Here is a 21,911-nt window from a genome sequence, read left to right as displayed (position 1 = left end):
CCCCCCCCCCCCCCCCCCCCCCCCCCCCCCCCCCCCCCGCGCCCGCACACTCGACGACCACGCCCACCAAGCCGCCGAGGAGGCCCACCAGTCCGCTCGGACGGCGGGCCTGGAGTCCGTACACCACGAGGCGAAGGCACTCCTCGACGAGGTACGCGCGCCCGTCGACGGCACAGTGTCGGCGGGGGGCGCCGGCACGACCGAGAACGCACCGCGCGACGGAACGACGGCCGAGGACCGGGCCCGGCGGGTCCGGCAACTGCTCCGGGGCGCGGTCACCGCCCGGCGACAGCAGATCACACTCGTCGCCGAGGCCATGGACGCGCACGAGCGGGCGGTGCGCGACCGCGGCGCCGCCGAGGAGACGCTGGAACAGACCCGCACCCGGCTGGCCGAAGCCGCCGGCCGGCGAGACGAAGCAGCCCGCGCCTGGGACGACGCATTCGCCGCACTGGCGGGGCGGCTGCGCGTCTGGGCCGAGGGCTGTTCGGAACTCCGGATCGCCGACCCTGAGGAACTGGTGGCCAAGGCGGCCTCGGAGAACCACGTGACGGCCCAAGTGGAGGTCGCCGCGCGCACGGTGGAGCGAGAAATCGCCGAGGGCGAGGCCACAGCCCGAGCCGCGCGCCGAGCCCTGCTTGACGAGCGCAACGGCCTGATGGAGGAGGTGGAGCGGTTGCGCGGGGAGACCGACCTGCCGCCCTCGCCCCCGCCCACCCGCACCGCGGACAGATCGACGATGGCCGGCGCGCCGCTGTGGCGGCTGATCGCCTTCCGCGAGGACGTCCCGGTTGTCGTCCAGGCCGGAGTGGAGGCGGCATTGGAGGCGTCGGGTCTTCTGGACGCCTGGGTCGGTCCTGACGAGAGCGTCACACTGCCCGGCCACGACACCCGGGCCGAGGCAGCCCTGACCGTGTCCGCCCCGGGCACCAGCCTCCTGGAGGTGCTGCGCCCGGAGGAGGACCTCCCGGTCCCGGCCGAGACCGTCACCCGCCTCCTCGCAGGCATCGCGTACGGCACGCGTCTGCCCGGCGGCCATCCGGCGGCCGTTTCCGCGGAGGGCGCCTGGCGGCTCGCGCCCGCGACGGGCACCTGGGGCAAGCCGGAGCCCGCCCACATCGGCGCCCTCGCCCGGCAGCGGGCCAGGCAGCGCCGGATCAGCGAACTGACCGACCGGATCAGCCGGACGAACGCCTCGCTGGCCGTGCTCGACGATGAGCTGCGCGCCCTGACCACCCGCCGCGCCCGGCTGGACGCCGACCTGTCGGCCCGCCCCGACCACCGGGAACTCAACGCCCAGCGCCGTGAACGGGACCGCGCCGAGGAACGAGTGGCCGCCCGGGACGACGCCGTCCGCGACGCCGCGGTACGCCTGGAAGAGCACGAGAACGACGTGGCGGCCGCGCTGCGCACGCTCAGTCGGCGGTCGGCGGAACACGGCCTGCCCACCGACCGCGGCCGACTGCGCGAACTGTCCACCGCCGTCGACGCGTTCCGGGACACCGCCGACACCTGGGCGGACGCCCGTCTGCACGCCGTCGCGGCGGCCGGCGGCGCCGAGCAGCTGGCCACGCAGGCGGCCCGATCGGATCAGACCGCCCGCGAACGATCCGAGGAAGCGGCGGCCGCGCAGGCCGAGGCCGAGGGGTTGCGGGCGCGCCTGACGGCGGTGGAGTCCACCGTCGGCGAGGACTATCGGCAGGTCGTCGCACGCGTCGCCGAGGCGCGGAACGCACTGCTCCGCTGCCGCGAGGAAGCAAAGCACGCGAGCGAACGACTGCTCCGTCTGGAGCGGCGGATCGGGGAACTGCGAGCCACCAGCGAACGGGACGCCGAGCGTCGGGAGCAGGCCGTCGCAACCCGGGACGGTGCGGCACGCCGCTTCCGCCACCTGTGCCTGGCCGGCCTGGCCGAGGACGCCGGGAGCACGCTGGAGCTGCGCGCCGAGGACGGGGCCAAGGCCACCCTGGAAGCCGCCCGCGCGACCGCGGCGAAGTGGCCGGACATGCCCCACGCCCCGCGCAACCTCGGCGACGCCGCCACCCGCCTGTCCGAGGCGGTCCATCAGGCCCGCCGGCACCTGGGAGCCCGCACCGACCTGGGTCTGGAGGCCGACGAGGACATTCAGCTCTTCAGCGCCAGCCTGGACGGCGTACGCGTCGGGGCGGCGGGCCTGCTCGGCACGCTGACGCAGGAACGCGACCGCAGCCGCGACGACATCACCGCCGCGGAACGCCGTCTGTTCGACCAGATCCTCACCGGCGACATCCGCCGCCATCTCGCGGCCCGCATCCGCCAGGCCGGCGAACTCGTCGACCGGATGAACGGCCACCTGGAACACGTCCGCACCGCCTCCAACGTCGCAGTCCAGCTCGTGTGGCAGATCCGTCCTGACCTTCCCGACGGCACCCGCACCGCCCGCGAACTGCTGCTCAAGGACCCGGGGCGGGTCACCGAGGGCGACCGGGAGGCACTGCACACGTTCTTCCGCTCCCGCATCGAGGAGGCCAAAGAAAGTGACACGGCGGCGAGTTGGGAGGAGCAGCTCGGCGAGGTGCTCGACTACACGGCCTGGCACCAGTTCACCGTCCGCCTCGACCGCGCGAACGGGGCGGGCTGGCAGCCGCTCACCAAGAAGCTGCACGGCGCACTCTCCGGCGGGGAGAAGGCCATCGTCCTCCACTTGCCACTGTTCGCCGCTGTCTCCGCCCACTACGAGGCCGTACCCGAGGCACCGCGGCTGATCCTGTTGGACGAGGTCTTCGTCGGCGTCGACACCGCCAACCGCGGACAGGTCTTCGCCCTGCTCACCGCGCTCGACCTGGACCTGATGCTGACCTCCGACCACGAGTGGTGCACCTATGGGGAGTTGCCCGGCATCGCCGTCCACCAGCTCCTCACCGGCGCCGACGACGACGCGGTCACCAGCGCCCGCTTCGTGTGGAACGGGACGGACCTGGAGACGCACCAGGAAGCACCGGCGTCGCCGGAACAACAGCCCGCTACGCCGGCCGACGAGCAGGACACGCCGTCAAGCGTGAGGGCGGAGGCGGCGCCATGACGCACAGCGGAACGCCCCAGGGCGAGCGGGCCCTGGCCCGCACCGAACTGCGCCCACTGTGGCAGGCGGTCCACGACCGCCTCTCCTCCGGCCGGCCCGTCACCCGCGTACGCCTTGGCCCCCTCGACGACACCCAACGCGAAGCCCTCGCCGACCTCCTCGGCGTGGACCGCCTGCCGGACGCGCGCCCTTCCGTCCTGCTGGCCCGCCTGGAAGAAGCGGTGGCCGAGAGCTGCGGCCGCACGGTGCGCGACGTCGTCGCCGAACTGATCGGCCCGCTCAGGGACCGAGCGTCCGAACGGCGCCGCGAGGAGGACGAACGGGCCGGCCTCTGGGCGTGGCTGGACGGACACAGCACCGTACGGGCTCAGCCCGCGCTCGCCGACTGGACCGCCTCCTGCCGAGCCGCCGGCCTGGTCGGCGGCTCACCGGAGCGAACCCGCGCCCTGCTCACCGACGCGCTCGCGGTGCTCGCGGCGCTCCCCGCCCGAGGAGAACCACTGCCGGCCTTCGCCGCGCGGGTCCTGAACGGCGACTCCCACGCCCTCGACGACGGCGCCCGCGTCTCCTCCCTCGTGCTGCGTGCCCTGGCGGCCCTCTACTGCGCCGACCCACCACAGTCCGCAGAGGATCGGCGCGCCCTGTGGGGCCGTGCCGGCATCGCCGACGACGAGCTGTCCGCGACCGTCCTCGCCGCCGGGCTGCGGCCAGTCGGCGACGGGCCGCTCGCCCGCGTGGCACGGGCGTGCGCCGAGGCCGGGCAGGCAGCCAGCCTCACCCTCGCCCAGCTGCGCGCCCCAGGCACCTTCGCCCTCCCCACGGGGACCGCGCCGGTCGTCCACATCGTGGAGAACCCCAGCGTGCTGGCCCTCGCCCTACGCCGCTTCGGGCCGGACTGCCCGCCACTCGTCTGCACGTCGGGATGGCCCAACAGCGCGGCCATCAACCTCCTCCGCCTGCTCGCGGAGCACGATGCGGCCCTGCGATACCACGGCGACTTCGACGGCGAAGGCATCCGCATCGCCGCGTACGTCCTGGACAAGACGCCCGCCCGGCCCTGGCGCATGACGGCAGCGGACTACCGCGCCGCAGCCGCCCGCACACCGCACGGCCCTTCTCCCGGCCGTCTGACCGCGCCCCCCTGGGACACGGAGCTGACCGCGGCGATGACGAAGCGCGGTATCGCCATAGTCGAGGAACTGATCGCCGACGTGCTCCTGGAGGACCTGGCCGATGCCACTCGGCCAGGGCGAGGACAGCAATGAACGCCCCAAGAGGGACCCATGAGGATGGCGCGCCTGGTCAGTACACGATTGAGCCGTTGGCGTGAACATCCAAGGGGACTTGCACCATAGGCACACGCCGGTGATGCGGGGAGAACTGCGGCTTCCGTAGTGGGCGGTACGGCCAGCTCGCCTGCGACCCCACGAAGGCGGTGAGCGCCGCGGCCAGTGCAGCGTCCCCTTGGCAGGGTCTACGCGGCCGACGACGGCGGAGATTTCCTGTCCGCGCCGGGCGATCACCTCGTCGACGATGCGCCGCCCGGCGTCCGTCATTCCGATCATGGTCTTGCGAAGGCTTTCGGGATGGGCACGCCCGAGACCCGTGCCCGTGCCGGTCCGGCCGTGACTTGGCGAGGCGTCGATGCTCCGGTCGGTGTTGGGGGTGGTGGTGGTGTTGTAGGTGCGGGGAGGTCACTGGCCGCCGACGTAGTCGTCCTGCGCGGCGATCTTGCCCCCGCGCAGCTGCAGGACCGTGCAGAAGCTGGCGGTGACCCGCTCCCCGTTTGGAGGCAGAGCCGGTACGGCCCCGGAGCTGGTTCCCGCGAAGTCGGTTTCGAGGGCGATGGCGTCCCCGTCGGCGATGATCCGCTTGAGGGTCAGCTTGCGGTCGGGGACGGCGGCCGCGTACTCCTGGATGTGGCCGACGAAGGCATCCCGGCCGTGGAAGACGAGCTGGTAGGCCCTGGCGGTGTAGGCGACGTCGTCGGTGTACAGCGCTCCGAACCGGTCGAAGTCCTGGCCGTTGTAGGCATTCACCCACTCGTGAGCGAGCTCGCGGGCGTCTGCGTGAACCGTGTTGCTGGTCATGGCTGCTGGCCTTTCTGTTGCTTTGAGGCGTCGTATCGAGAGGTTGGCATGGATATAGGTCGATCCATGTCCTATATCCGCAGAGTCCCTGATTGCTCCGTGTAGGACGCATCCCGTCCTACACGGAGGCGATGCTTCCGCTATGACTTTTCAGGACAACACCAAGATCACAGACAGGTGCACGGGCATGGGCGAGGGGAAGGGGAAGGCGCTGGCGGCGGAGGCCGGTGAGTACGGCTGCACGGCCGTGAATCTGACCCCCGGTTTCATGCGCACCGAGGCAGTGCTGGAGATGTTCGGGGTGAGTGAGGAGAACTGGCGCGAGGGCGGCAAGGTGGACCCGACCTTCGCGGTCTCCGAGACCCCCGCCTACGTCGCACGGGCGGTGGCGTCGCTCGCCACCGACCCGGACGTGACCCGTCTCAACTGCCACTCGCTGTCCGCCGGCGCCCTGGCCAAGGAGTACGGCTTCACAGACGCCGACGGCTCCTCCCCGGACCCCGCACGGCACTTCGAGGACTTCATGACCACCGGCACGGCCCCCGACCCCAACGACTACCGCTGACCACCGCCCCAGGGCCTGGGCTCCGGGGCCCGGGTCGGATCGCAAGGCGAAGGAGGCACCGCCATGACTCCAGCGGATGTCGCGGAGCTAGCTCTGGGACTACAGGAGGCGACGGAGAGCGAGCCTGGCCCCGGGATGACCCTGTTCAAGGTCGGCGGCAAGATCTTCGCCGTTCTGACGGAAGCCAACGCCTCGCGCCCCGACCAGGTGACCCTCAAGTGCGACCCCGATCTCGCCCTGCACCTGCGCGAGCAGTACCCGGCGATAGGCCCCAGCTACTACGCGCGCCTGCCGCACTGGAACACCGTGGTCCTGGACGGCACCGTGCCCGCCGACGAGCTCGCCGACATGATCGAACACTCCTGGGACCGCGTCGTGGCCAGCCTGCCCCGCACCACCCGCGACCGGCTGCAAAGGCTCCGTCAGGGCCGGCTGTGATCACCCACGCCTGCAACTCTACCCACGTGTTCACCGGCCGCGTCCGCCGTCGCCGCGCAAACGTGCGGTGGGTGGATCCACCAGACAAGCCCCAGGGTTCGGGCACCGGGCTTCGTGGGGGGGCAGTGCCACTCCCGGGATTCGTTGTCTGGGCCAACTGTGGTGCTCAGCCCGCCCGTCGGCGGCGGGACCCGTGCCTGCGGCTCATGCCGTGGTGGCGAGTCGGCGGGTGAGCTGGGTGCACAGCTCGGTGACGGCGGCGTCGGCCGCGGGTGAGAGGGGGAACATGTTCAAGAAGCCGTGGATCAGCCCGTCGTAGTTGCGGACGAACACCTCCACGTCGGCGTTCCGAAGGGCCTGGGCGTAGGCAAGGCCCTCGTCACACAGCGGGTCGTACTGTGCGGTGGCGACGATCGCGGGTGCCAGTCCTGCGAAGCTCTGGGCGCGCAACGGGGAGACCTGGGCGGACCTGCGCAGGGCGGGGTCGTCTCCGGCGTAGAGGTGCTGGAGGTCGGCGATGTTCTCGGTGGTGAGCATGTAGCCGGTGGCGTTCTCGGTGCGGGAGGGGTAGGTGCCGTCGAAGTCGGTTGCCGGGTAGGCGAGTAGTTGGGCGGCGAGGGGGCGGTTCTCGTCACGGAAGGTCTGGGCGATCACGGCGGCGAGGTTGGCGCCCGCGCTGTCCCCGGCGACTGCGAGGCGGTCGCGCTGAGCGCCGTACCGCTCGATCTGGTCGGCGACGTGGCGGGTGGCGGCCAGGCAGTCCTCGTAGGGGGCGGGGAAGGGGTGCTCGGGGGCCCGGCGGTAGTGGACGGCGACGACGACGGCGCCCACGTCGCGGCACAGGCGGCGGGTGACGAGGTCGTGGGTGTCCAGGTCTCCGGTGATCCAGCCGCCGCCGTGGAAGAAGACCACCGTCGGGACCGGGCCTCCGACAGCGGGCCGGTAGATCCGCACGGGGACGTCTCCGGCGGGACCGGGTACCACGGTGTCCTGCACGGAGCCGACGTCGATCCGATGGGTGAGGGCCGTTGTGGCTGACAGTTGCCGCTGCGCCTCGCGTAGCACCTGGGGGTCGGTTGTCCGGATGGGGGTCGAGGTGACGGCGTTGGCCTGGTCGAGGACGGCGGCGATAGCGGGGTCGAGAGGCATGGATGGCACCTTTCCTTGAGGGAACAGTCCTGGGGGCAGGGTCGGTGGGGGGAGGTGCTTTGGCGGCAGGCGCGGCGCCTGCCCGCTGAACCGGCCGGGAGTGATGATGAGTTCTGGGGCAGCGAACGGGGTCGTCGCACCGTGGCGGGTGGCGTTCGCGGCGCGGTTGGGGCAGTCGTCGCTTCCGGTGGAGCCACTGCCGCGGCGAATGCTCCTCCTCTCGTACCGCCACGAGCTTGGTTACGAAGCACCATGCTGTGCGGTAGCGGACTTGCCCAGCTCTGTGGCGGTTCTGCCGGGTCGGATGGGAGATGAGGTCAGGGGCGCAGGATCAGCCGGATCGGGTCGCCTTCTTTGGTGTGCAGGCGGTGGACGGCTGTGGCGGCGTCGGAGAGTGGCAGCACGTCGGTGATGGAGCGTGAGAAGTCCAGCCGGCCGCCTTCCACCAGGTCGACCAGCTGCGGGACGGCGTCCACGGCGGAGCCGTAGTGGCCGAGGATCTGGTGCTGCAGGTAGCTGAAGAGCGCGCCGTCGGTGACGCTCAGGGGTTTGTCGGTCAGCCCGACCAGGACCAGGCGTCCCTTGGGCGCGAGGACGGTCAGGGCCTGCTCACGGACGGCGGCGACGCCGGCGAAGTCGAAAGCGACCTCCAGCGCCCGGCCGCCGCCGGCCGCCAGGACCCGGTCGCGCAGCTGGGGGTCGGCCGGGTCCAGGGCCATGTCGGCACCGAAGTCCACGGCCCGTCGGCGGGCGGCCGGCAGGGGGTCGACGGCGATGATCGGGTACGCCCCTACGGCGCGCAGCAGTTGGACGGCGTGGGCCCCGAGCCCGCCTATGCCCCACACGCCCACGGCTTGCGCCGGTCGGACCGCTGCGGTGGTGGTGATGGCTCCCCAGGGGGTGGAGACGGCGTCCGGGATGATCGCTGCCTGCTCGAACGGGATCGCGTCGGGCAGGTTGAACAGCGTGTCCACACTGGCCAGCGCATACTCGGCCCATCCCCCGTCGTAGTCGACCCCGCGGGTCAGGGCCACGCCGTCGCGAATGTCTCCGGCCTGCAGCACGACCCGCTGCCCGGCCGCCCAACCGGTCACGTCCCGTCCGAGCCCGGCGATCGTGCCGGCGACCTCGTGCCCGAGAGTGACGGCTTCCTGCCGCAGGTACGTCGGCGTGAGAGTGCCGTCGATCAGGTGGACGTCGGACAGGCACACCCCCGCGGCTTCGACCTTGACCAGGACCCGCCGGGGTCCGGGGACAGGCCTGGGCACCTCCTCGATCGTCAGGGTGCGCGAGGGGATGTGCAGCCGCGCGGCGCGCATGAGTTCCATGGCGGGGTCTCTCGTTCCGGTCGGTGGCCTGCGTGCTATCGCAAGTCTTCTTGCGTTCCAACGTACGCCCACCGATGCCCTATCGCAAGAACACTTGCGATAGGGTGTTGTGTCATGACGGGCGAGAAGGAGGCGCCACCGCTCAGGCGCCGTGGTGAACGCATGCGCCGGGCCGTACTAGCGGCCACCGTCGACCTGCTGGCCTCACAGGGCCTGGCCGCGACGACCGTGGCCGCCGTCGCACGCGCAGCCGGCGTCCACGAGACCTCCGTCTACCGGCGCTGGAAGACCCGCGAGAACCTCGTCTTCGACGCGTTGGCCACCCACTCCGACCACGCCCTCCCGACACCCGACACCGGCGACGTGCACACGGACCTCACCGCACTGTTCACGGCCCTGGCCCGCTACCTCGCGACACCGGCCGGCGCCGCGCTGCTCCACCTCGGCACCGTGCGCGGTGAGGACGACCTGGAACTGGGGCGGCGCTCCTACTGGAGCACCCGGCTCGAACGTGCCGAAGCCCTGGTCCGCCGCGGCATCGACAGAGGAGAACTGGCCGCCGATACCGACCCTCACCTGGTGGTCGAGGCCATCACAGGCCCCCTGCTGGCGCGGGTACTGCTCACCGGCGAGCCACTGGAAGAGACCCTGGCCCCGCGCCTGGTGAACCTGGTCCTGGACGGGGCACGCGGACTTCGCGATCAAGATCAGCAGTAGCTGGTGCCGTGACCGCACAGGTTCACCGGCATGGCGATGTGACCAGACCTGCGGCATGCGCCGTGCCTGCCCCAGCCCGGCCGCCGATGCCGCCGTCCCCTCACTCCTGGCCACACCCACTCACGCCTTCGCGCATCGGGAGCATCCGCCCCGATGGGTGACCATGGCCGAGCACCCGCCGCGCAGGAAGCAAGCACCGCTGAAGCCCCCGTGCAGTCGACCAACGAGACGTGTGCCGGGCGGACGGGCGGTCAGAACCAGTGCAGGCAGTGCGGGGAACCCTCGGCGCGGAAGAGGGCGTCGGCGAGGACGGCCGCGCCCGGGCGGTGGGCCCCCGAGGTGCTGGCCAAGCAGCTGGCCGCCAACAAGGGCCGGGATGTCTACATCGCCTTCCAGGTCGGCTCGAAGGAGAATCGCGCGACCATATCCGGTGTCAAGAAGTTCATGGCCACCTACGGCAAGAGCCCGCTCCACACCAAGTACTGGGAGATCCCCGGCGGCAGGCACAACTCCACCACCTACCTCTCGAACATGCGCGAGCCGCTGAAGTGGATCAGCAAACAGATGGAGGGGCCGACGCCGTCGCCCTGACCTGCGCTTTCCGCGCGGGCGCACTTACGCCTGGGCTGCACGTCCCACATCCATTACCTCCGGCCCTACAGGCCACCCTCCTCCCGCCCTGGCCAATACGGTCATCAACCACTTTGAGAGAGCTGCAAGAAGCAAGCCGGCTCCGGCACCTGACGATCAACGGGTCAACGCGGTGACACCGGCGCGATGCGTCGAGTTTGACCCCGCCCTACGGACGCTCGATCTCGTGCACTCGGCCGGCACCGCCACCGGCTGAAACAGGACCCAGACCGCGTCCGGGACAGTGGGACCGCTCGCCGGAAGTCGTTCACGCACGGCGATCGGCACCAAGCGTCGCTGCTGCTCAAGCTCTCAAGCGGAGGGTTCGCGGACCCTGAACACACATGATCTCCACATGAACCCGACACGAACCCCCACACCTGAGCTCAGAAGAAACCCCAGGTCAGCGCACCGCTCCGCCAGGAGTCTGCGCACCCAATTCGACCACCCATCCAGCCACCTCATACAAAGAGCCTGGTCAGCGCACTGACCAGGCTCTCTGCGTGTGTGTCCGAGGTCCGAGTTGAACCATACGTACACGCCGGTGATGCGGGGTGAGCTGCAACTGGCGTAGTCCCGCACGAACGACACACATCTACCGCACGCCGCGTAGGAAGCTCCGCCTCCTTTCTGGAATTTACTACTCCGCAGGCGCCCGGTAAATCGTCCGGGTGGGCACTCGTGTCTGATGCGGGCGGGCCGCGCCCGAGGCTCCGTCAGCCAGCCGTGGCTGGACATGTCGGCGTCGGTTGAACCCACGAAGATTCACCGGACAGGTACCAGCCAGGTGTGGTGTCCGCTGGACCAGAGCGGTGCCGGGCAACCCTTGCGGGCGGTCGAACGTCATCGACGATGACATGCGTCAACGTGTTCGCCACCGGCACGAGGCGCGTACCGCGCCGTCACCGCCGGTTGGAGACCCGACCCCGCAAGGAGCCCGCCGTGTTACCTCCCCCGCCCCTGCGCCGGTGGGCCCCGGGCCTGGCCGCGGCCGGTGCGCTCCTCCTGTCGGCGGCGCCGGGAGCAGCCGCGGCCAGTGGTCCTCACCTGTCGTATATCGGCGCTGGGCCCGGGGCCAGGATCGAGGCGAACGGGCCGGTCGCGTTCAACGTCGCCGGGATGCCCGCCGGAACGGACGAGGTGACCGTCACTTCACCGGCCCTCGTCGCACCTATTCCGCTTACCCCGCTGGAAAAAGGGTCCGTTCAGTTCGTCCAGACCGACGCGCCGGGAACCCGGCACCGCATCCGCGGTGACATCGCGCCGGGCACGTACCCCGTTACCGCGACCAGCCACGGCCGCGCTGTCGCCGCTGCTCGGATAGCAGTCGTCGCCGAGGGGTCGGCGGTGATAGGCCGGTTCGTCGTCGGTGACGCGAAGCGCCCTTTGCCGGGCGACGGGGACCCCGGCGCCGTGCGTCCGGGCAGCGACGTCATCGTGGTCCTGACCGATCGGCAGCCCGCTGCGGGCGAGACGTCGCTGACGGTCAAGTCCCCGCTCTTTGATGGCCCGTTGACGCTCAGGGAAGGCGAGGACGATCCCGGCTGCAAGTGCGACGACGGGAGCACGCTCTTTGGAGGGCACACGGTCGTACGGGACGACGTACCGGCGGGCAGGTACCCAATGACGGTCGTCAGCCACCACGGGCAGGAGACCACCACCCGGCAGGTGACCGTGGCCGGCCCACCCGTCCCGCACAGCCGCCTGCCCTGGCTGATCGGGGGCGGAGCCGCCGTCGCGCTCGTGGCGCTCGCTTCCGTCGCCGTACGCCGCAGGCGACGCAAGCGCCAGGCCGCCAGCTAGGCCAAGCGTATGTGGCGGGCGGTGTGGGTGAGCACAACTCGGGGGGGACTTGAACCTTACGCACATGCCGGTGATGCGGAGTGAATTGCGGCTGCCGTAGGGGCGGGGGCGACGTCCCAGCCAGGGTCGGCGAAGTCTGAATCACCCACAGAGCAACCGTCACGCCCCGGAGCCGGACGCCGTGGGCGAGAGCGGATGGTTGCGGCCCTACGGCACCCCAGAGCACGAAAGCTACCGGCAAGGACCAGTAGCGCACAGCTTCCGGGAAAGGGTTGCGGTCCTCGGTCCCGAAGAACGACCGCCACATGGTGGCAGCTGGGCTAGCTGCTGTGTGTGGAACCGTCGCTGCGCTCTTCGCTCGTGACGAAGAGCGACCGTTGCTACTGCCCATGGCACCAAGGACATCTCCCCGAGGTTGCGCCCCTCGGACACCCCGCAGGATGACCGTCACCAGGGCGGGAGGCGCCGGAGATGAACAGGCACCTGTCGTTGGCGATCCTCGGCCGTTCGGGAGGAGCGTCCCGGCCTTGTATCTGAACGAGGCCCTGCATCCACATCGCCGACCGGCTGCGCGCGAAAGCGTCGCTGCGGCAGATTGATGTAGAGCTCGGCCGCAGCCCCTTGACCATCAACCGCGAGTTACGGCGCAACAGGTACCACATACCCGAGGGAAGCCGGGTATACAGGCCTCACGCCCAGCGTCATGCCGAAGCCCGCCGGCCCCGGCCGAAGCACAGCAAGACCGGTCAGCCGACGTCGGTTCCTGCCCCTGTGCGGGACATGGCTTCCACCGAGCGTCTCCTCAGTGGAGAGCCCATCGGTGGTTGAAGTGGGAACCGAACAGGAGCGAATCGGAACCGGGACACAGGAAAGTACCTGTGACCGCTTCCTACGGAACTACAGGAGGTTCGCCAAATGATTTCCCCTCCCCACCCGAGCGACAACTCGGGCCTACCCGAGTATCCCGGAGGGCTTTCGGATGCCGAACGATGGGCCGAGCACGTCGAGGCAGCCAGGCGCCTGGGCTCGTACATCTCACCTGAGTCTTTTGACGGCCCGACGTACACCGTGGAGACGAGGAGCAGCAAAGGAATGCACCACATAGTCAGCATTTCCTCTGGGCAACCGCAGCAGCGTCAGGGCAGTGCTCCGGCGCCCCCTGACGCGGCCGAGTGCGCCGTGCTGCGCTCCGTGGTGAGAGCCGTTCTCGATCTGGCTGGATACGAGTCCGGTACTGCCCGCACCGACGTTGTCCTGACCCCAGAGGGCCCCCGGATCAGCGCCCTTCGGCTTGCTCCTGCTAGACATCGTGCCGCTGAGTGACTTGTGAATGGCTCTTGATCGTGCCCATGTATCGTTCCCGGCCCAACCCCTGCGGCGAGGTAACGCAGCAGGAACCATTCGGGAACGGCTCAGACCAGCATCAGGGATGTCAACAGCGGAAACCACGAAAGGCGTGAACATGGGACACAAGCTGACCGGGCTCATCGGAATCACCGCTGCCGTGCTGGCGGTCGGCATCACAGCGACTCACCAGGTGGGTAACTCCCAGGTGCAGCAGGAGGTTCGTCACGCTGTCTTGGCCGAGGGCAAGGGCCCGACCGTTATGGCGGCCTCTGTCCGTCCGCTGAGTCAACTGCCATGACTTCAGCGGCTACGCCCTCCTCGGCCCTCCGGCGGGAGGGCGCAGCCGTGCTCACGCGCGTCGCCGGTCGGGTGGCACGCCCATGGCTGTGAACAGCTCCTCACAAACCGCCCGGTGTTCGGCCGCTGCCAGGTGGTCACCGAGGGCCTCGGCGACTTGCGACATTCCGAGACGGGCGTATGCCTCCTCAGGACGGTAGTTCGTCTTGGTCGCGCGTTCATAAGCCTGCGCGTACAGCTCTCTTGCCGAGGCGTGTTCGCCGCGCTTGTGGAACAACCGCCCGATCATGTTCTCGACTTTGGCGCGGCGCAGGGGGGATGCACTGGCACGGGCGAGGTCGAGGGAGCGCCGAGCGTATTCCGCGGACTGGTCCATCTGTCCCTGGCGATAGGCGATGTCGGCCGACACGGCAAAGGCCAAGGCGACAATACCTGGCGCCCGTGTGTCGTCGCACATCTCCCGTGCCTGGGCTATCAGTGCCTCCGCTTCTGCGCACTCTTCAAGTCCAAGCTGGGCGATTGCGAGGTCGATGAGTGCCACAAGCTCGTTTTCGTGCTGGCTGAGTTGTCGGCACAGGTCCACTGAACGGCGAGCGGCGGCAGCAGCCTCGGGGTAGCGGCCCCACTGCTCGTAGAGGGTGCTGAGGATCGTGAGTGATTCCGCTTCTGCCCTGCTCAGACCTAGCTCGCGCTCATAGGCAATGGCCGTCTGCAGATGCCCCAGGGCTTCAGGAAAGCGCCCCAGCAGACTCTTGTAGAGGCCGAGGGTGCTGTGGCTGTGGGCTTCTGTGCCACGGTCGCCGAGGCGGACCGCGACTTGGCGTCCCTCCTCAGCGACCGCGATGCCTTCCGTGAGGCTGCCAAGTTCCCAGCAAGCGACGCCGAGGTTGGCGAGGCTCACACCCAGCAGGGCGTCATCACCAAGTTTGCGGGCGACCTCCACCGCAGTACGGCAGAGTTCCTCGAACTCGTTGAGAAGCCCGTGCGCGTTGAGGTGGAAAGCGGCGTTGCGGGCCACACACACCGCATGCCGCTCGTATCCATGCTGTACAGCCATTGATATCGCCGCCAGCAACGCGCTTTGCTCGCGTGCGAACCAGGTGCCCGCCGTATCGATGTCCTTCGTGTCGGGCAGCGCGAACGGGGGGCTGCTGATCCCAGTCGGGATCTTGCGGCGCCCTGGGAAGAGCGTCGTGCAAGCTGCCTCGGTGACTGCGAGGTAGTAGCCCAGCAGGCGCTCGCGCGCAGCGTCGCAGCCATCGTCATCGGTGCGCAGTCCGCGGGCGAAGCTGCTGACAAGGTCGTGGAAGGTGTAGAGACCGATTTCCGGCTGCTGGAGGAAATGGACGTCGAGTAGGTGCTCCAGCACATCCTCGGCGTGGCGCGGCGTACTGCCCAGCAATGCCGCTGCTGCGTATACGTCGATACTGCCGCCGGGGTGTAGTGCCAGGAGCCGGAGGGCGATTCGACTTTCATCGCTGAGTACCTGGTAGGACAGCCGAAGGGTTGCCGCAACACTTCGTTCACCCATGATGAGTTCGTCCAGCCGGCGAGTCTCGTCGCGCAGCCGGTCGATCATGTACTGCAGCGTCCACCTCGGACGGTTGGCCAACCGAGCAGTGGCTATGCGTAGGGCGAGCGGAAGGTGGTCGCACAGCCGGGCCAGCTCGGCCGCTGCCTCGGGATCGGCGGCGACGCGCTGTGCGTCCAGCGTTTTCGCGATCAAGTTGGCGCTCTCCTCGGGTGTCATCACGTCGAGGGAGATCCATTCAGCGCCGTCGAGGTCGGCGAGACGTGCCCGGCTGGTAACCATCACCAGCCAGTTGGTTCCGGTGGGGAGCAGTGAGCGGACGTTGCTCGCGTCCGACGCATTGTCCAGAACGATCAGCATCCGCTTTCCGGAAACCGCCTTGCGCCATAGCGCCGTTCGTCCAGCGACGTCGTCGGGTATGCGATCGTCCGGTAGTCCGAGCGCTCTCAGCATGGCGTTGAGGGCACTCGCCGAGCTGACAGGCTTCTGGTCTGGGGAGTATCCGCGCAGATCGATATAGAGCTGGCCGACAGGGTAGTCGCTGGACAACCGGTGCGCGGCTCTCACCGCCAATGAAGTTTTGCCGCTGCCCCCCATGCCATCGATGGCGATGATCTGGCTGCCGGTGCCCTGCGCTTTGCTGACGATTCGGCTCAGTTCCTGTTCCCGGCCGGAGAAATCGGGCATGTCGTACGGCAGTATGCAAAGTGCGCCAAGAGTTGCGGAAGTAGGCTGAGGGGGCAATGCAGCACGCGCAGGTTCGGGTGCCGCCAGTTCGGGACTCTCGCGGAGAATGCGTTCGTGGAGTTTGGCGAGCTTCGTTCCCGGGTCAATCCCGAGCTCTTCCACCAGCAGACCACGGACCTTGCCATATTCCTCCAATGCCTCGGCCTGACGGCCGGATCGATAGAGGGCGAGCATCAGCTGACCACGCAGGGCTTCTCGCAGCGGGTAGGCGCTGACCATCTCGCGCAGGTCGACCACGAGTTCGGCAGCCTCACCGAGAGCAAGGCGCAGATCGAACATCTGATCAATCGCAGCGAGTCGGCGCTCCTCCAAGGCGGTGGCAGCGGCCTCGATCACTGGACCGCCCGTTCCGCACAGCACCGACCCACGCCACAGAGCAAGCGCCTCGCTAAACGTCCTGACGGCGTCGGCCGCTCGACCGTCTGCAGCGGCTTTCCTTGCACTGCTGGCGAAATCATTGAATTCAGTCAGGTCGAGTTGACAGCCTGACAGTGCCGCACGATATCCGGGACCGTCGGTGATCAGTACACGGCTCCCGCCGGGTATGCGCCGGCGCAGGTCGGCGACGGCCTTGCGCACCTGGTGGGACGCGGTGGCTGGAGGGTCTTCGGCCCAGGCGGCGGCCGCCAGGCGTGAGACCGGCAGCACCCTGCCAGGCTCCAGTAGCAGGGCAGCAAGAACACGCGCCTGAACCATTCCCCCCAGCCGGAGACGCCGATCGCCGTCCCACCCTTCCAGCGGACCCAGGACGTTGAAACGAAGTCGTTCGTCAGCGTTCATCCGCAGCTCAGCCCCCCTTCTCCAGACGTTCGGCCACTGACTGCATGCCGAAGCGCCGCCCGCTGATGGTATGCGGTCAGCCTAGAGCGATCTTCAAAAGGATGGCGGTATCGGGGTGGGAGCGAATCAGGAAGCCCGTGAGCCAGGCTTCCTCCGCGGTACGGGGATCGGTGGTCATCCACCGGTACGCGTTGCCTGTCCGCATCAGTGACGTTACGCCTAGAACACGATAAATGAGGAGAGGGCGAAGCTCGCATGACTTCCTACCTGACTGCGCCCACTGCATACCCCAGCCGCGGCAAGTCCCTGTCCCCCCGAGAGACACAGGTTCTCGCCTGTATCGCTGCTGGCCACACACACCTTCAGACGTCCAGGCGGCTCTCTATCAGCCAGAGTTCGGTTGAGACGTATTTGCAGCGAATCCGAGTCAAGCTGGATGCGCCGACACGCGCAGACCTGATTCGCGCAGCGGTTCATCTCGGGCTCTGAGCACCGAGGCCACGGCCCGAACACAATGGTCCGCGCTCACCCTCTGCACACGGAAGGCTATTCGTCAAGTCGTGAACTCCCATGACTGTTCGCCATATCAGCGACCCCCGAAGATTAAGTCAAGCCTGAAGAACGATCTCGACCCAAGGTGACGGATATGGCTAACAGTAAGGACAGGTTCGAGCCTTGTCGGTCGGGGGCCAAGTCGAGAAGAAGTTGCCGTCGGCCCCGATGCTGAGAGCGAGCTTGAGACTGCGGATACCTGTTTCACCAGCGCCAAGACATCGCTATGGCTGATGGTGCGGTAGCTCTGAGTCGGGTCATCCGATGGCCCTGCCACCGGCTCGCATCCCAGTGCCGATATGAGGAGTTTGAAGCGTTGGAGCAGAAGAAGTGACTGCGATCTCGGCCGACCTCGCCGGCCATGTCCGCTCCGTCGCTATGGACGTGAGCACCAACGAGCGACGAACCGCAACCTACCACCGCAGTCTTGCGCGTCGTGCAGTCAATCGACTGGATGAAGCTGAGCGGTATGTCGATTTGGGTCGCGAGCAGCCGTAACTCTTAGGAAAGTGGGAGACACCTTGTCCAACCAACCCTGGTTCGGGGAGTTCAACGCGCTGCGGTCGCCGATGTCCCCACGAGAGATTCGCGATGTGATGCAACGCGAGCTGGCCGACTGCGGCGTCCGCCTCGACCCCGAGCTCCTGCCGCAACAGCCTTTCCTCCTTCCGGAGAGTTCATACCAGGAACTGTTCAACTCGGCTTTCGCGCTGCTGCGTCTGCTCAAGAAGGCCGTCCAGCACGCAGGTGACACCCGGGAAGCCCGGCTGGCCGCGCTGGGCGCCGATGAGTCCGCCTATCCGGTGTTCACCGGGGACGAGGAGTTCGAGGACCGGTACAGCGACCTGATGGCCCGCCCGGACGTGGTCATCGGGCCGGACGGGCCGAAGTTCGTCGAATTCAACGTCAGCGGCACGTTCGGCGGCACGACCGAGACCCACGTCTTCTCCCGGATCTGGCATCAGGTGTACGGCGACCGGGCGCGCAGCGGCTTCTGGGGCTTCGACTCGTACGAGGCCCGGGTGAAAGCCCTGCAGAGCGTCCTCGATGAGCTTGGCGTTGACCGGGCGGTCGCGGTCCTCGGCTCGCGGCGGGATATTCCTAACGCGACGTCGAATCGGTACTACGACCGCGAGATCCAGCTATTGCGCCAGAACGGCATCCGGGCCACCTTCTTCGAGCCGGAGGAACTGCTCGACGGCCTCGGGCTGCCGGGAGCGCTCAGATATCCGGTGGGCCTTCGCTATTTCAACGTGATGGACTGGCAGGCGCACGGGATCGACTTCGCGCCGGTGCGGACCGCGGTCGAGGCCGGCTGGCAACTGGTGCCCTCGCAGAGCTGCGGAATGATCGCGAACAAGAAGGTGCTCGCGTGGGTCTCCTCAGGCCAGCCGTGGATGTCCGACACCGAGCGCGAAATCGCCGAGCGCTATCTGCCGTGGACCCGTGAGGTGAAGCCGGGCGAGGTTGTCTGGCAGGGCCGGCCATGGTCGCTGTCCGAACTGCTTCTCGCCAACCCCGAGAACTTCGTGCTGAAGAAGTCGATCGGAATGATGGGACTCGAAGTTCTCATCGGCCGCACGGCGGATGCCGACACCTGGTCGCGGACCGTCCGGGAAGCACTGGCCGAGGGCGACTCGATCGTCCAAGAGTACGTCGAGCCCGCCCATGTACCGATGGTGCTGGGCAATGGTTCGCCCGACGGTTCGGTCACCGTCTCCGTGGCCCCGGTCTTCAGTCCCTGCCTGTACGGCACCAACCCGGGCGGCTGCCTCGTCCGCTTCTTCCCAGACGGTAGCAGCGACGTGGTGAGCGCGTGGGGCCACGGCGCGCTGGAGAACGTGGCGATGGCCGTGGGCGGAGAGCACCGGCCGTGATATCCATTGCCGTCATCGGTACCGGTTCGCTGGCTCGCTCGGTCTGCTACGCATTGGCGTCGCTGCTCGACGCACCTGCCCAGGTCGCGGTCATCGGCCGCTCCGAAGCCCAGCTGCGCGAACTCTGCTACGTCGCCTCGACCCGGGCCTCGCTCATCGGACGGGAGGTGGCCTTCCACCCCTGCCCCGACCCCCTGGAGAACGAGGGCCGGCTGGCCCTCACCCTGACCGGCACCGGAGCCGAACTGGTCCTGTGCTGCGCCTCCCGGCAGTCCCCATGGGAGCACCAGTCGGCGCCGTCCGCGTGGACCTCGCTGACGCAGGCTACGGGGCTCGCGATGACTCTGCCGCTCAACGCGGACATCGCCCTGCTCACCGCGCGCGCCCTGACCCGGCTGCCCGGGCACCCGGCCCTGATCAACGCCTGCTACCCCGACGCGGTCAACCCGCTGCTGGCAGCCAACGGCGTGCCCGTGCTCACTGGCGTCGGCAACGCCGCGCTGGTCGCCAGTTCACTCCGGCAGGGCCTGTCCCTCGACCGCGAGGCTGAACTCCGCGTGATTGCGCACCACGTTCACCTGTATGCGCCCGAGGACCCCGGTCAGGAGGCCAGGGCGTGGCTGGGAGACCGCGAGATCGCGGGCGTGGGCCGGCTGCTCGCCGCGCAGCGGGCGGCCAGCCGGCCCGAGCTCAACACCGTGACCGGATTCCACACCGCCCTCGTGGTCCGCGCGCTGGTGCAGGGGGAGACTCTGCGCACCAGCCTGCCCGGTCCCGGCGGCCGACCCGGCGGATACCCGGTGGTGATCCAGGACGGCCGGGTCGAGCTGGACCTGCCGGACAGTGTCGGTCTGGACGAGGCCGCCGCGTGGAATCGGGAGTGGGCCCGGCAGGAAGGCGTCGTGGTGGATCCCGACAGGGGGACGATCGAGTTCTCCGACCACGTCAACACCCTGGTCTCCGCTCATCTCCCCGACTGGGCGGGCGCGTTCACCGCGCGAGAGTCGGGCGCCGTGGCCGAGCAGCTGCATCGGCTGCGGGACCGGCTGCGCCGACAACTGGCTTTCTGAATCCCTGAACCCCGAAAAATTGCCCGTAAGGACGAATATGCCTGGAATCCTGTTGGCCCCTGAGAGTCGAGGGGCGACGGTATCCTCCGACCTATCGCAACCGGGAATGCTGCACGACCGGACGCTGGAACTCGCCGATGCAATTCTGAAGAACCGGAACACCCTGCTCGACATTCTGGTCGAGACCGCGACCCGGACGGCCGCCGAGGACGAGATAAACCGTTCGCTGCGTGCTATTTCCGGAGCCGCCTGGGAGATCGAACGGAATCGTCCGCCGCAGATCGGCACGCTCTCGGTCTTTCTGCCGTCCAACAACGTGCTCTACTCGTACATGCTCTTCGGCGTGATCCCGTCGCTCTACACCGACCGTATCGAGATCCGCCCGTCGTCGCGCACCCGCGAGACCGCCAAGGCCGTGCACGAACTGCTCGCCAAGGAGTACAGGTTCGACGCGACGGGACAGGTCAGCGTGGTCGATGCCTCCCAGAAGGACTTCGTCGCGTCCTGCCGGCAGTCCGACGCGGTGGTGTTCACCGGCCAGTACGAGAACGGCCTGGACGTCATGGAACGCGTCGGCGAGCGCCCCTGCTTCATGCTGTTCGGCTCCGGACCCAACCCAATGGTCATCGGCCCCGAGGCAGTGCCCGGCCAGGTCAACCGCGCATTGATCTCATCCCGGCTGTACAACTCCGGTCAGGATTGCCTCTGCACTGACCTCGTCTTCGTCCACCGCAGTGTGCTCAGAGAAGTGCTGGCCGACTTGAAGCAGTCGCTGCGCGAACTGCCCGTCACCGACCGCAGGCTCCCCGGCGCGGTGGTGGCGCCTCTGGTCTATGCCGATGCCGCCCGGGAGGCCGAGGCATACATCGCCGACCACGCCGGTCAGGTGGTGTTCGGGGGCGGCGCAGACATGCGGAATTTGCAGGTGGAACCCACCGTGATCCTGCACGAGTCGTCCGTCGGCCTGCACCCGCCCGAGTTCTTCTCGCCCATCTTCAGCCTCGTCCCCTACGACGACCCGGCGGAGATCGAACGGTGGGCCGCCTCTCGGGAAGAGATGGAGCGGGGCATGTACGCCACCGTCTTCGGCGAGCCGCAGCTGACCGGCACGAAGCTCGGCAGCGCCACCATCCTCCGGGACATGACGACCTTCGACCACGAGGACGGCAACAAGCCGTTCGGCGGGCACGGGCCACAGGCAGGCAGCGTCCGCGGCAACGACGGTCGCCTGCAGGCCCGTCCGCTGCTGCTGTCGGCCGAACTGGCTGCCTGGGCCGGACGATGACCGCGCCGACGGCGAGCGGCGCGGCTGTGGCTCTGGGCCGTCCGCTGGTCTGCGTGTCGGCTGACACGGGTCTCGCCGAAGCCGAGGCCGCCTCCGTCCGCTCGGTCGCCTCGACCAAGCACGAGGACGTGGTCGCTGCCCTGCTGCTCGCCGTCGGCGAAGCCCTGCCCGCCCCGGTCAGGACGGGCGCACCGGTGCTCCTGGTCTCCGCCCGGCTGAGCGAACGGCAGGTCGACGCCTTCTTTGCGCAGTGCCGCGACACCGGGCGACGGCTTCGGCCGCTGGCCTCGGTGCGGATGGAGACCTCCCTGACGGTCCAGAAGTTCGCTGATATATCAGGCTGGTCTGGCAGCTCCTACGCCCTCGTCACGCCCGGGCCCGCGGCCGCTGAGTCAGCGGTCCGGTGGGCGACCGCCGCGGTCGCCTCGGGCAGGGTGCCCGCCGCGTACGTGTGCGAGGTCGTGCCGTGCGGGCCGTCCGGCACGCTGGCCGTCGGCCTGACCGTCACCTCGGTAGCACATGACGCCTCGTGGCCCAGGCCGCAGATCGACTGGACCGAGCCCGACGGTCTGCGGCCCCGCCCCTATCTCCTCGACGCCGTGGCGGACTTCGGAGAAGCCTCCCTCTCTCATCAGGAAGTGTGA

17 protein-coding genes and 1 pseudogene are annotated in these 21,911 nt (G+C 68.8%); 14 read left to right on the top strand and 4 right to left on the bottom strand.

Annotation, left to right across the window (positions count from 1 at the left end):
• Both ACO1BR_RS32235 and ACO1BR_RS32230 read left to right on the top strand, forming a co-directional pair.
• Positions 1 to 2,962 (top strand): annotated as a pseudogene (locus tag ACO1BR_RS32235) (TIGR02680 family protein); the annotation flags it as partial.
• 95 nt (positions 2,963 to 3,057) lie between these two features.
• Entirely contained in the window at positions 3,058 to 4,326 is a 1,269-nt protein-coding gene (locus ACO1BR_RS32230; protein ID WP_426798637.1) for a TIGR02679 family protein, read from the top strand.
• Positions 4,327 to 4,755: 429 nt separating this feature from the next.
• Here ACO1BR_RS32230 and ACO1BR_RS32225 read toward each other — a convergent pair whose 3' ends face one another.
• Positions 4,756 to 5,151 (bottom strand): nuclear transport factor 2 family protein, encoded by a 396-nt coding sequence (locus tag ACO1BR_RS32225; protein ID WP_426798636.1) that lies wholly within the window; start codon positions 5,149 to 5,151, stop codon positions 4,756 to 4,758.
• Positions 5,152 to 5,293: 142 nt separating this feature from the next.
• Between ACO1BR_RS32225 and ACO1BR_RS32220 the strand changes: the two genes are divergently transcribed.
• Together ACO1BR_RS32220 and ACO1BR_RS32215 are read left to right on the top strand one after the other, a co-directional pair.
• Positions 5,294 to 5,716 (top strand): hypothetical protein, encoded by a 423-nt coding sequence (locus ACO1BR_RS32220; protein WP_426798635.1) that lies wholly within the window; start codon positions 5,294 to 5,296, stop codon positions 5,714 to 5,716.
• 63 nt (positions 5,717 to 5,779) lie between these two features.
• The gene (locus ACO1BR_RS32215; protein ID WP_426798634.1) at positions 5,780 to 6,154 is read left to right on the top strand and encodes an MmcQ/YjbR family DNA-binding protein; all 375 of its coding nucleotides are present in this window, start codon (positions 5,780 to 5,782) and stop codon (positions 6,152 to 6,154) included.
• Between the two features lie 204 nt (positions 6,155 to 6,358).
• Here ACO1BR_RS32215 and ACO1BR_RS32210 read toward each other — a convergent pair whose 3' ends face one another.
• Together ACO1BR_RS32210 and ACO1BR_RS32205 are read right to left on the bottom strand one after the other, a co-directional pair.
• Positions 6,359 to 7,303 carry an alpha/beta hydrolase gene (locus ACO1BR_RS32210; protein WP_426798633.1) on the bottom strand — a complete coding sequence of 315 codons (945 nt, stop codon included), beginning with the start codon at positions 7,301 to 7,303 and terminating at the stop codon, positions 6,359 to 6,361.
• A 317-nt stretch (positions 7,304 to 7,620) separates the two neighbouring features.
• On the bottom strand, positions 7,621 to 8,631 hold the full coding sequence (locus ACO1BR_RS32205; RefSeq protein WP_426798632.1) for a zinc-binding dehydrogenase: 1,011 nt from the start codon (positions 8,629 to 8,631) through the stop codon (positions 7,621 to 7,623).
• A gap of 114 nt (positions 8,632 to 8,745) precedes the next feature.
• Between ACO1BR_RS32205 and ACO1BR_RS32200 the strand changes: the two genes are divergently transcribed.
• The 5 genes from ACO1BR_RS32200 (at position 8,746) to ACO1BR_RS32180 (ending at position 13,426) form a co-directional block, all read left to right on the top strand.
• Complete coding sequence (locus ACO1BR_RS32200) at positions 8,746 to 9,348, top strand: TetR-like C-terminal domain-containing protein (protein ID WP_426798631.1); 603 nt, start codon at positions 8,746 to 8,748, stop codon at positions 9,346 to 9,348.
• 339 nt (positions 9,349 to 9,687) lie between these two features.
• Positions 9,688 to 9,939, top strand: a complete 252-nt coding sequence (locus ACO1BR_RS32195; protein ID WP_426798630.1) for a hypothetical protein — start codon at positions 9,688 to 9,690, stop codon at positions 9,937 to 9,939.
• 1,158 nt (positions 9,940 to 11,097) lie between these two features.
• On the top strand, positions 11,098 to 11,781 hold the full coding sequence (locus ACO1BR_RS32190) for a hypothetical protein (RefSeq protein WP_426798629.1): 684 nt from the start codon (positions 11,098 to 11,100) through the stop codon (positions 11,779 to 11,781).
• Between the two features lie 549 nt (positions 11,782 to 12,330).
• On the top strand, positions 12,331 to 12,609 hold the full coding sequence (locus ACO1BR_RS32185) for a helix-turn-helix domain-containing protein (protein ID WP_426798650.1): 279 nt from the start codon (positions 12,331 to 12,333) through the stop codon (positions 12,607 to 12,609).
• A 634-nt stretch (positions 12,610 to 13,243) separates the two neighbouring features.
• Positions 13,244 to 13,426: a hypothetical protein gene (locus tag ACO1BR_RS32180; RefSeq protein ID WP_426798628.1), complete on the top strand. Its 183-nt coding sequence runs from the start codon at positions 13,244 to 13,246 to the stop codon at positions 13,424 to 13,426.
• Positions 13,427 to 13,477: 51 nt separating this feature from the next.
• On the opposite strand, the gene ACO1BR_RS32175 is transcribed toward ACO1BR_RS32180, so the two are convergent.
• A complete protein-coding gene (locus tag ACO1BR_RS32175) occupies positions 13,478 to 16,483 on the bottom strand; it encodes an AfsR/SARP family transcriptional regulator (RefSeq protein WP_426798627.1) in 3,006 nt (1,001 codons plus the stop codon).
• A 255-nt stretch (positions 16,484 to 16,738) separates the two neighbouring features.
• On the opposite strand from ACO1BR_RS32175, the gene ACO1BR_RS32170 reads away from it, so the two are divergent.
• The 5 genes from ACO1BR_RS32170 (at position 16,739) to ACO1BR_RS32150 (ending at position 21,911) form a co-directional block, all read left to right on the top strand.
• Positions 16,739 to 16,972, top strand: a complete 234-nt coding sequence (locus tag ACO1BR_RS32170) for a response regulator transcription factor (protein WP_426798626.1) — start codon at positions 16,739 to 16,741, stop codon at positions 16,970 to 16,972.
• A 584-nt stretch (positions 16,973 to 17,556) separates the two neighbouring features.
• Positions 17,557 to 18,912 carry a hypothetical protein gene (locus tag ACO1BR_RS32165; protein ID WP_426798625.1) on the top strand — a complete coding sequence of 452 codons (1,356 nt, stop codon included), beginning with the start codon at positions 17,557 to 17,559 and terminating at the stop codon, positions 18,910 to 18,912.
• A complete protein-coding gene (locus ACO1BR_RS32160) occupies positions 18,909 to 19,982 on the top strand; it encodes a hypothetical protein (protein ID WP_426798624.1) in 1,074 nt (357 codons plus the stop codon). Before ACO1BR_RS32165 ends, ACO1BR_RS32160 begins: the two co-directional genes overlap by 4 nt.
• A 106-nt stretch (positions 19,983 to 20,088) precedes the next feature.
• Complete coding sequence (locus ACO1BR_RS32155; RefSeq protein WP_426798623.1) at positions 20,089 to 21,267, top strand: aldehyde dehydrogenase family protein; 1,179 nt, start codon at positions 20,089 to 20,091, stop codon at positions 21,265 to 21,267.
• A gap of 53 nt (positions 21,268 to 21,320) precedes the next feature.
• Positions 21,321 to 21,911 (top strand): hypothetical protein, encoded by a 591-nt coding sequence (locus tag ACO1BR_RS32150; protein WP_426798622.1) that lies wholly within the window; start codon positions 21,321 to 21,323, stop codon positions 21,909 to 21,911.

It is taken from the genome of Streptomyces sp. YGL11-2, assembly GCF_050054615.1.
Classification (GTDB): domain Bacteria; phylum Actinomycetota; class Actinomycetes; order Streptomycetales; family Streptomycetaceae; genus Streptomyces.
Note: the sequence above shows the minus strand (reverse complement) of the source record. Positions and strands in the feature narration are given on the sequence as shown.

What these genes read in the sequence shown, in the direction of transcription:
- ACO1BR_RS32230 (WP_426798637.1), top strand. Translation starts at nt 3,058, where the DNA reads ATGACGCACAGCGGAACGCCCCAGGGCGAGCGGGCCCTGGCCCGCACC.
- ACO1BR_RS32210 (WP_426798633.1), bottom strand. Translation starts at nt 7,303, where the DNA reads ATGCCTCTCGACCCCGCTATCGCCGCCGTCCTCGACCAGGCCAACGCC.
- ACO1BR_RS32170 (WP_426798626.1), top strand. Translation starts at nt 16,739, where the DNA reads ATGACTTCCTACCTGACTGCGCCCACTGCATACCCCAGCCGCGGCAAG.
- ACO1BR_RS32155 (WP_426798623.1), top strand. Translation starts at nt 20,089, where the DNA reads ATGCTGCACGACCGGACGCTGGAACTCGCCGATGCAATTCTGAAGAAC.
- ACO1BR_RS32175 (WP_426798627.1), bottom strand. Translation starts at nt 16,483, where the DNA reads ATGAACGCTGACGAACGACTTCGTTTCAACGTCCTGGGTCCGCTGGAA.
- ACO1BR_RS32180 (WP_426798628.1), top strand. Translation starts at nt 13,244, where the DNA reads ATGGGACACAAGCTGACCGGGCTCATCGGAATCACCGCTGCCGTGCTG.
- ACO1BR_RS32200 (WP_426798631.1), top strand. Translation starts at nt 8,746, where the DNA reads ATGACGGGCGAGAAGGAGGCGCCACCGCTCAGGCGCCGTGGTGAACGC.
- ACO1BR_RS32205 (WP_426798632.1), bottom strand. Translation starts at nt 8,631, where the DNA reads ATGGAACTCATGCGCGCCGCGCGGCTGCACATCCCCTCGCGCACCCTG.
- ACO1BR_RS32215 (WP_426798634.1), top strand. Translation starts at nt 5,780, where the DNA reads ATGACTCCAGCGGATGTCGCGGAGCTAGCTCTGGGACTACAGGAGGCG.
- ACO1BR_RS32190 (WP_426798629.1), top strand. Translation starts at nt 11,098, where the DNA reads ATGCCCGCCGGAACGGACGAGGTGACCGTCACTTCACCGGCCCTCGTC.
- ACO1BR_RS32225 (WP_426798636.1), bottom strand. Translation starts at nt 5,151, where the DNA reads ATGACCAGCAACACGGTTCACGCAGACGCCCGCGAGCTCGCTCACGAG.
- ACO1BR_RS32220 (WP_426798635.1), top strand. Translation starts at nt 5,294, where the DNA reads ATGACTTTTCAGGACAACACCAAGATCACAGACAGGTGCACGGGCATG.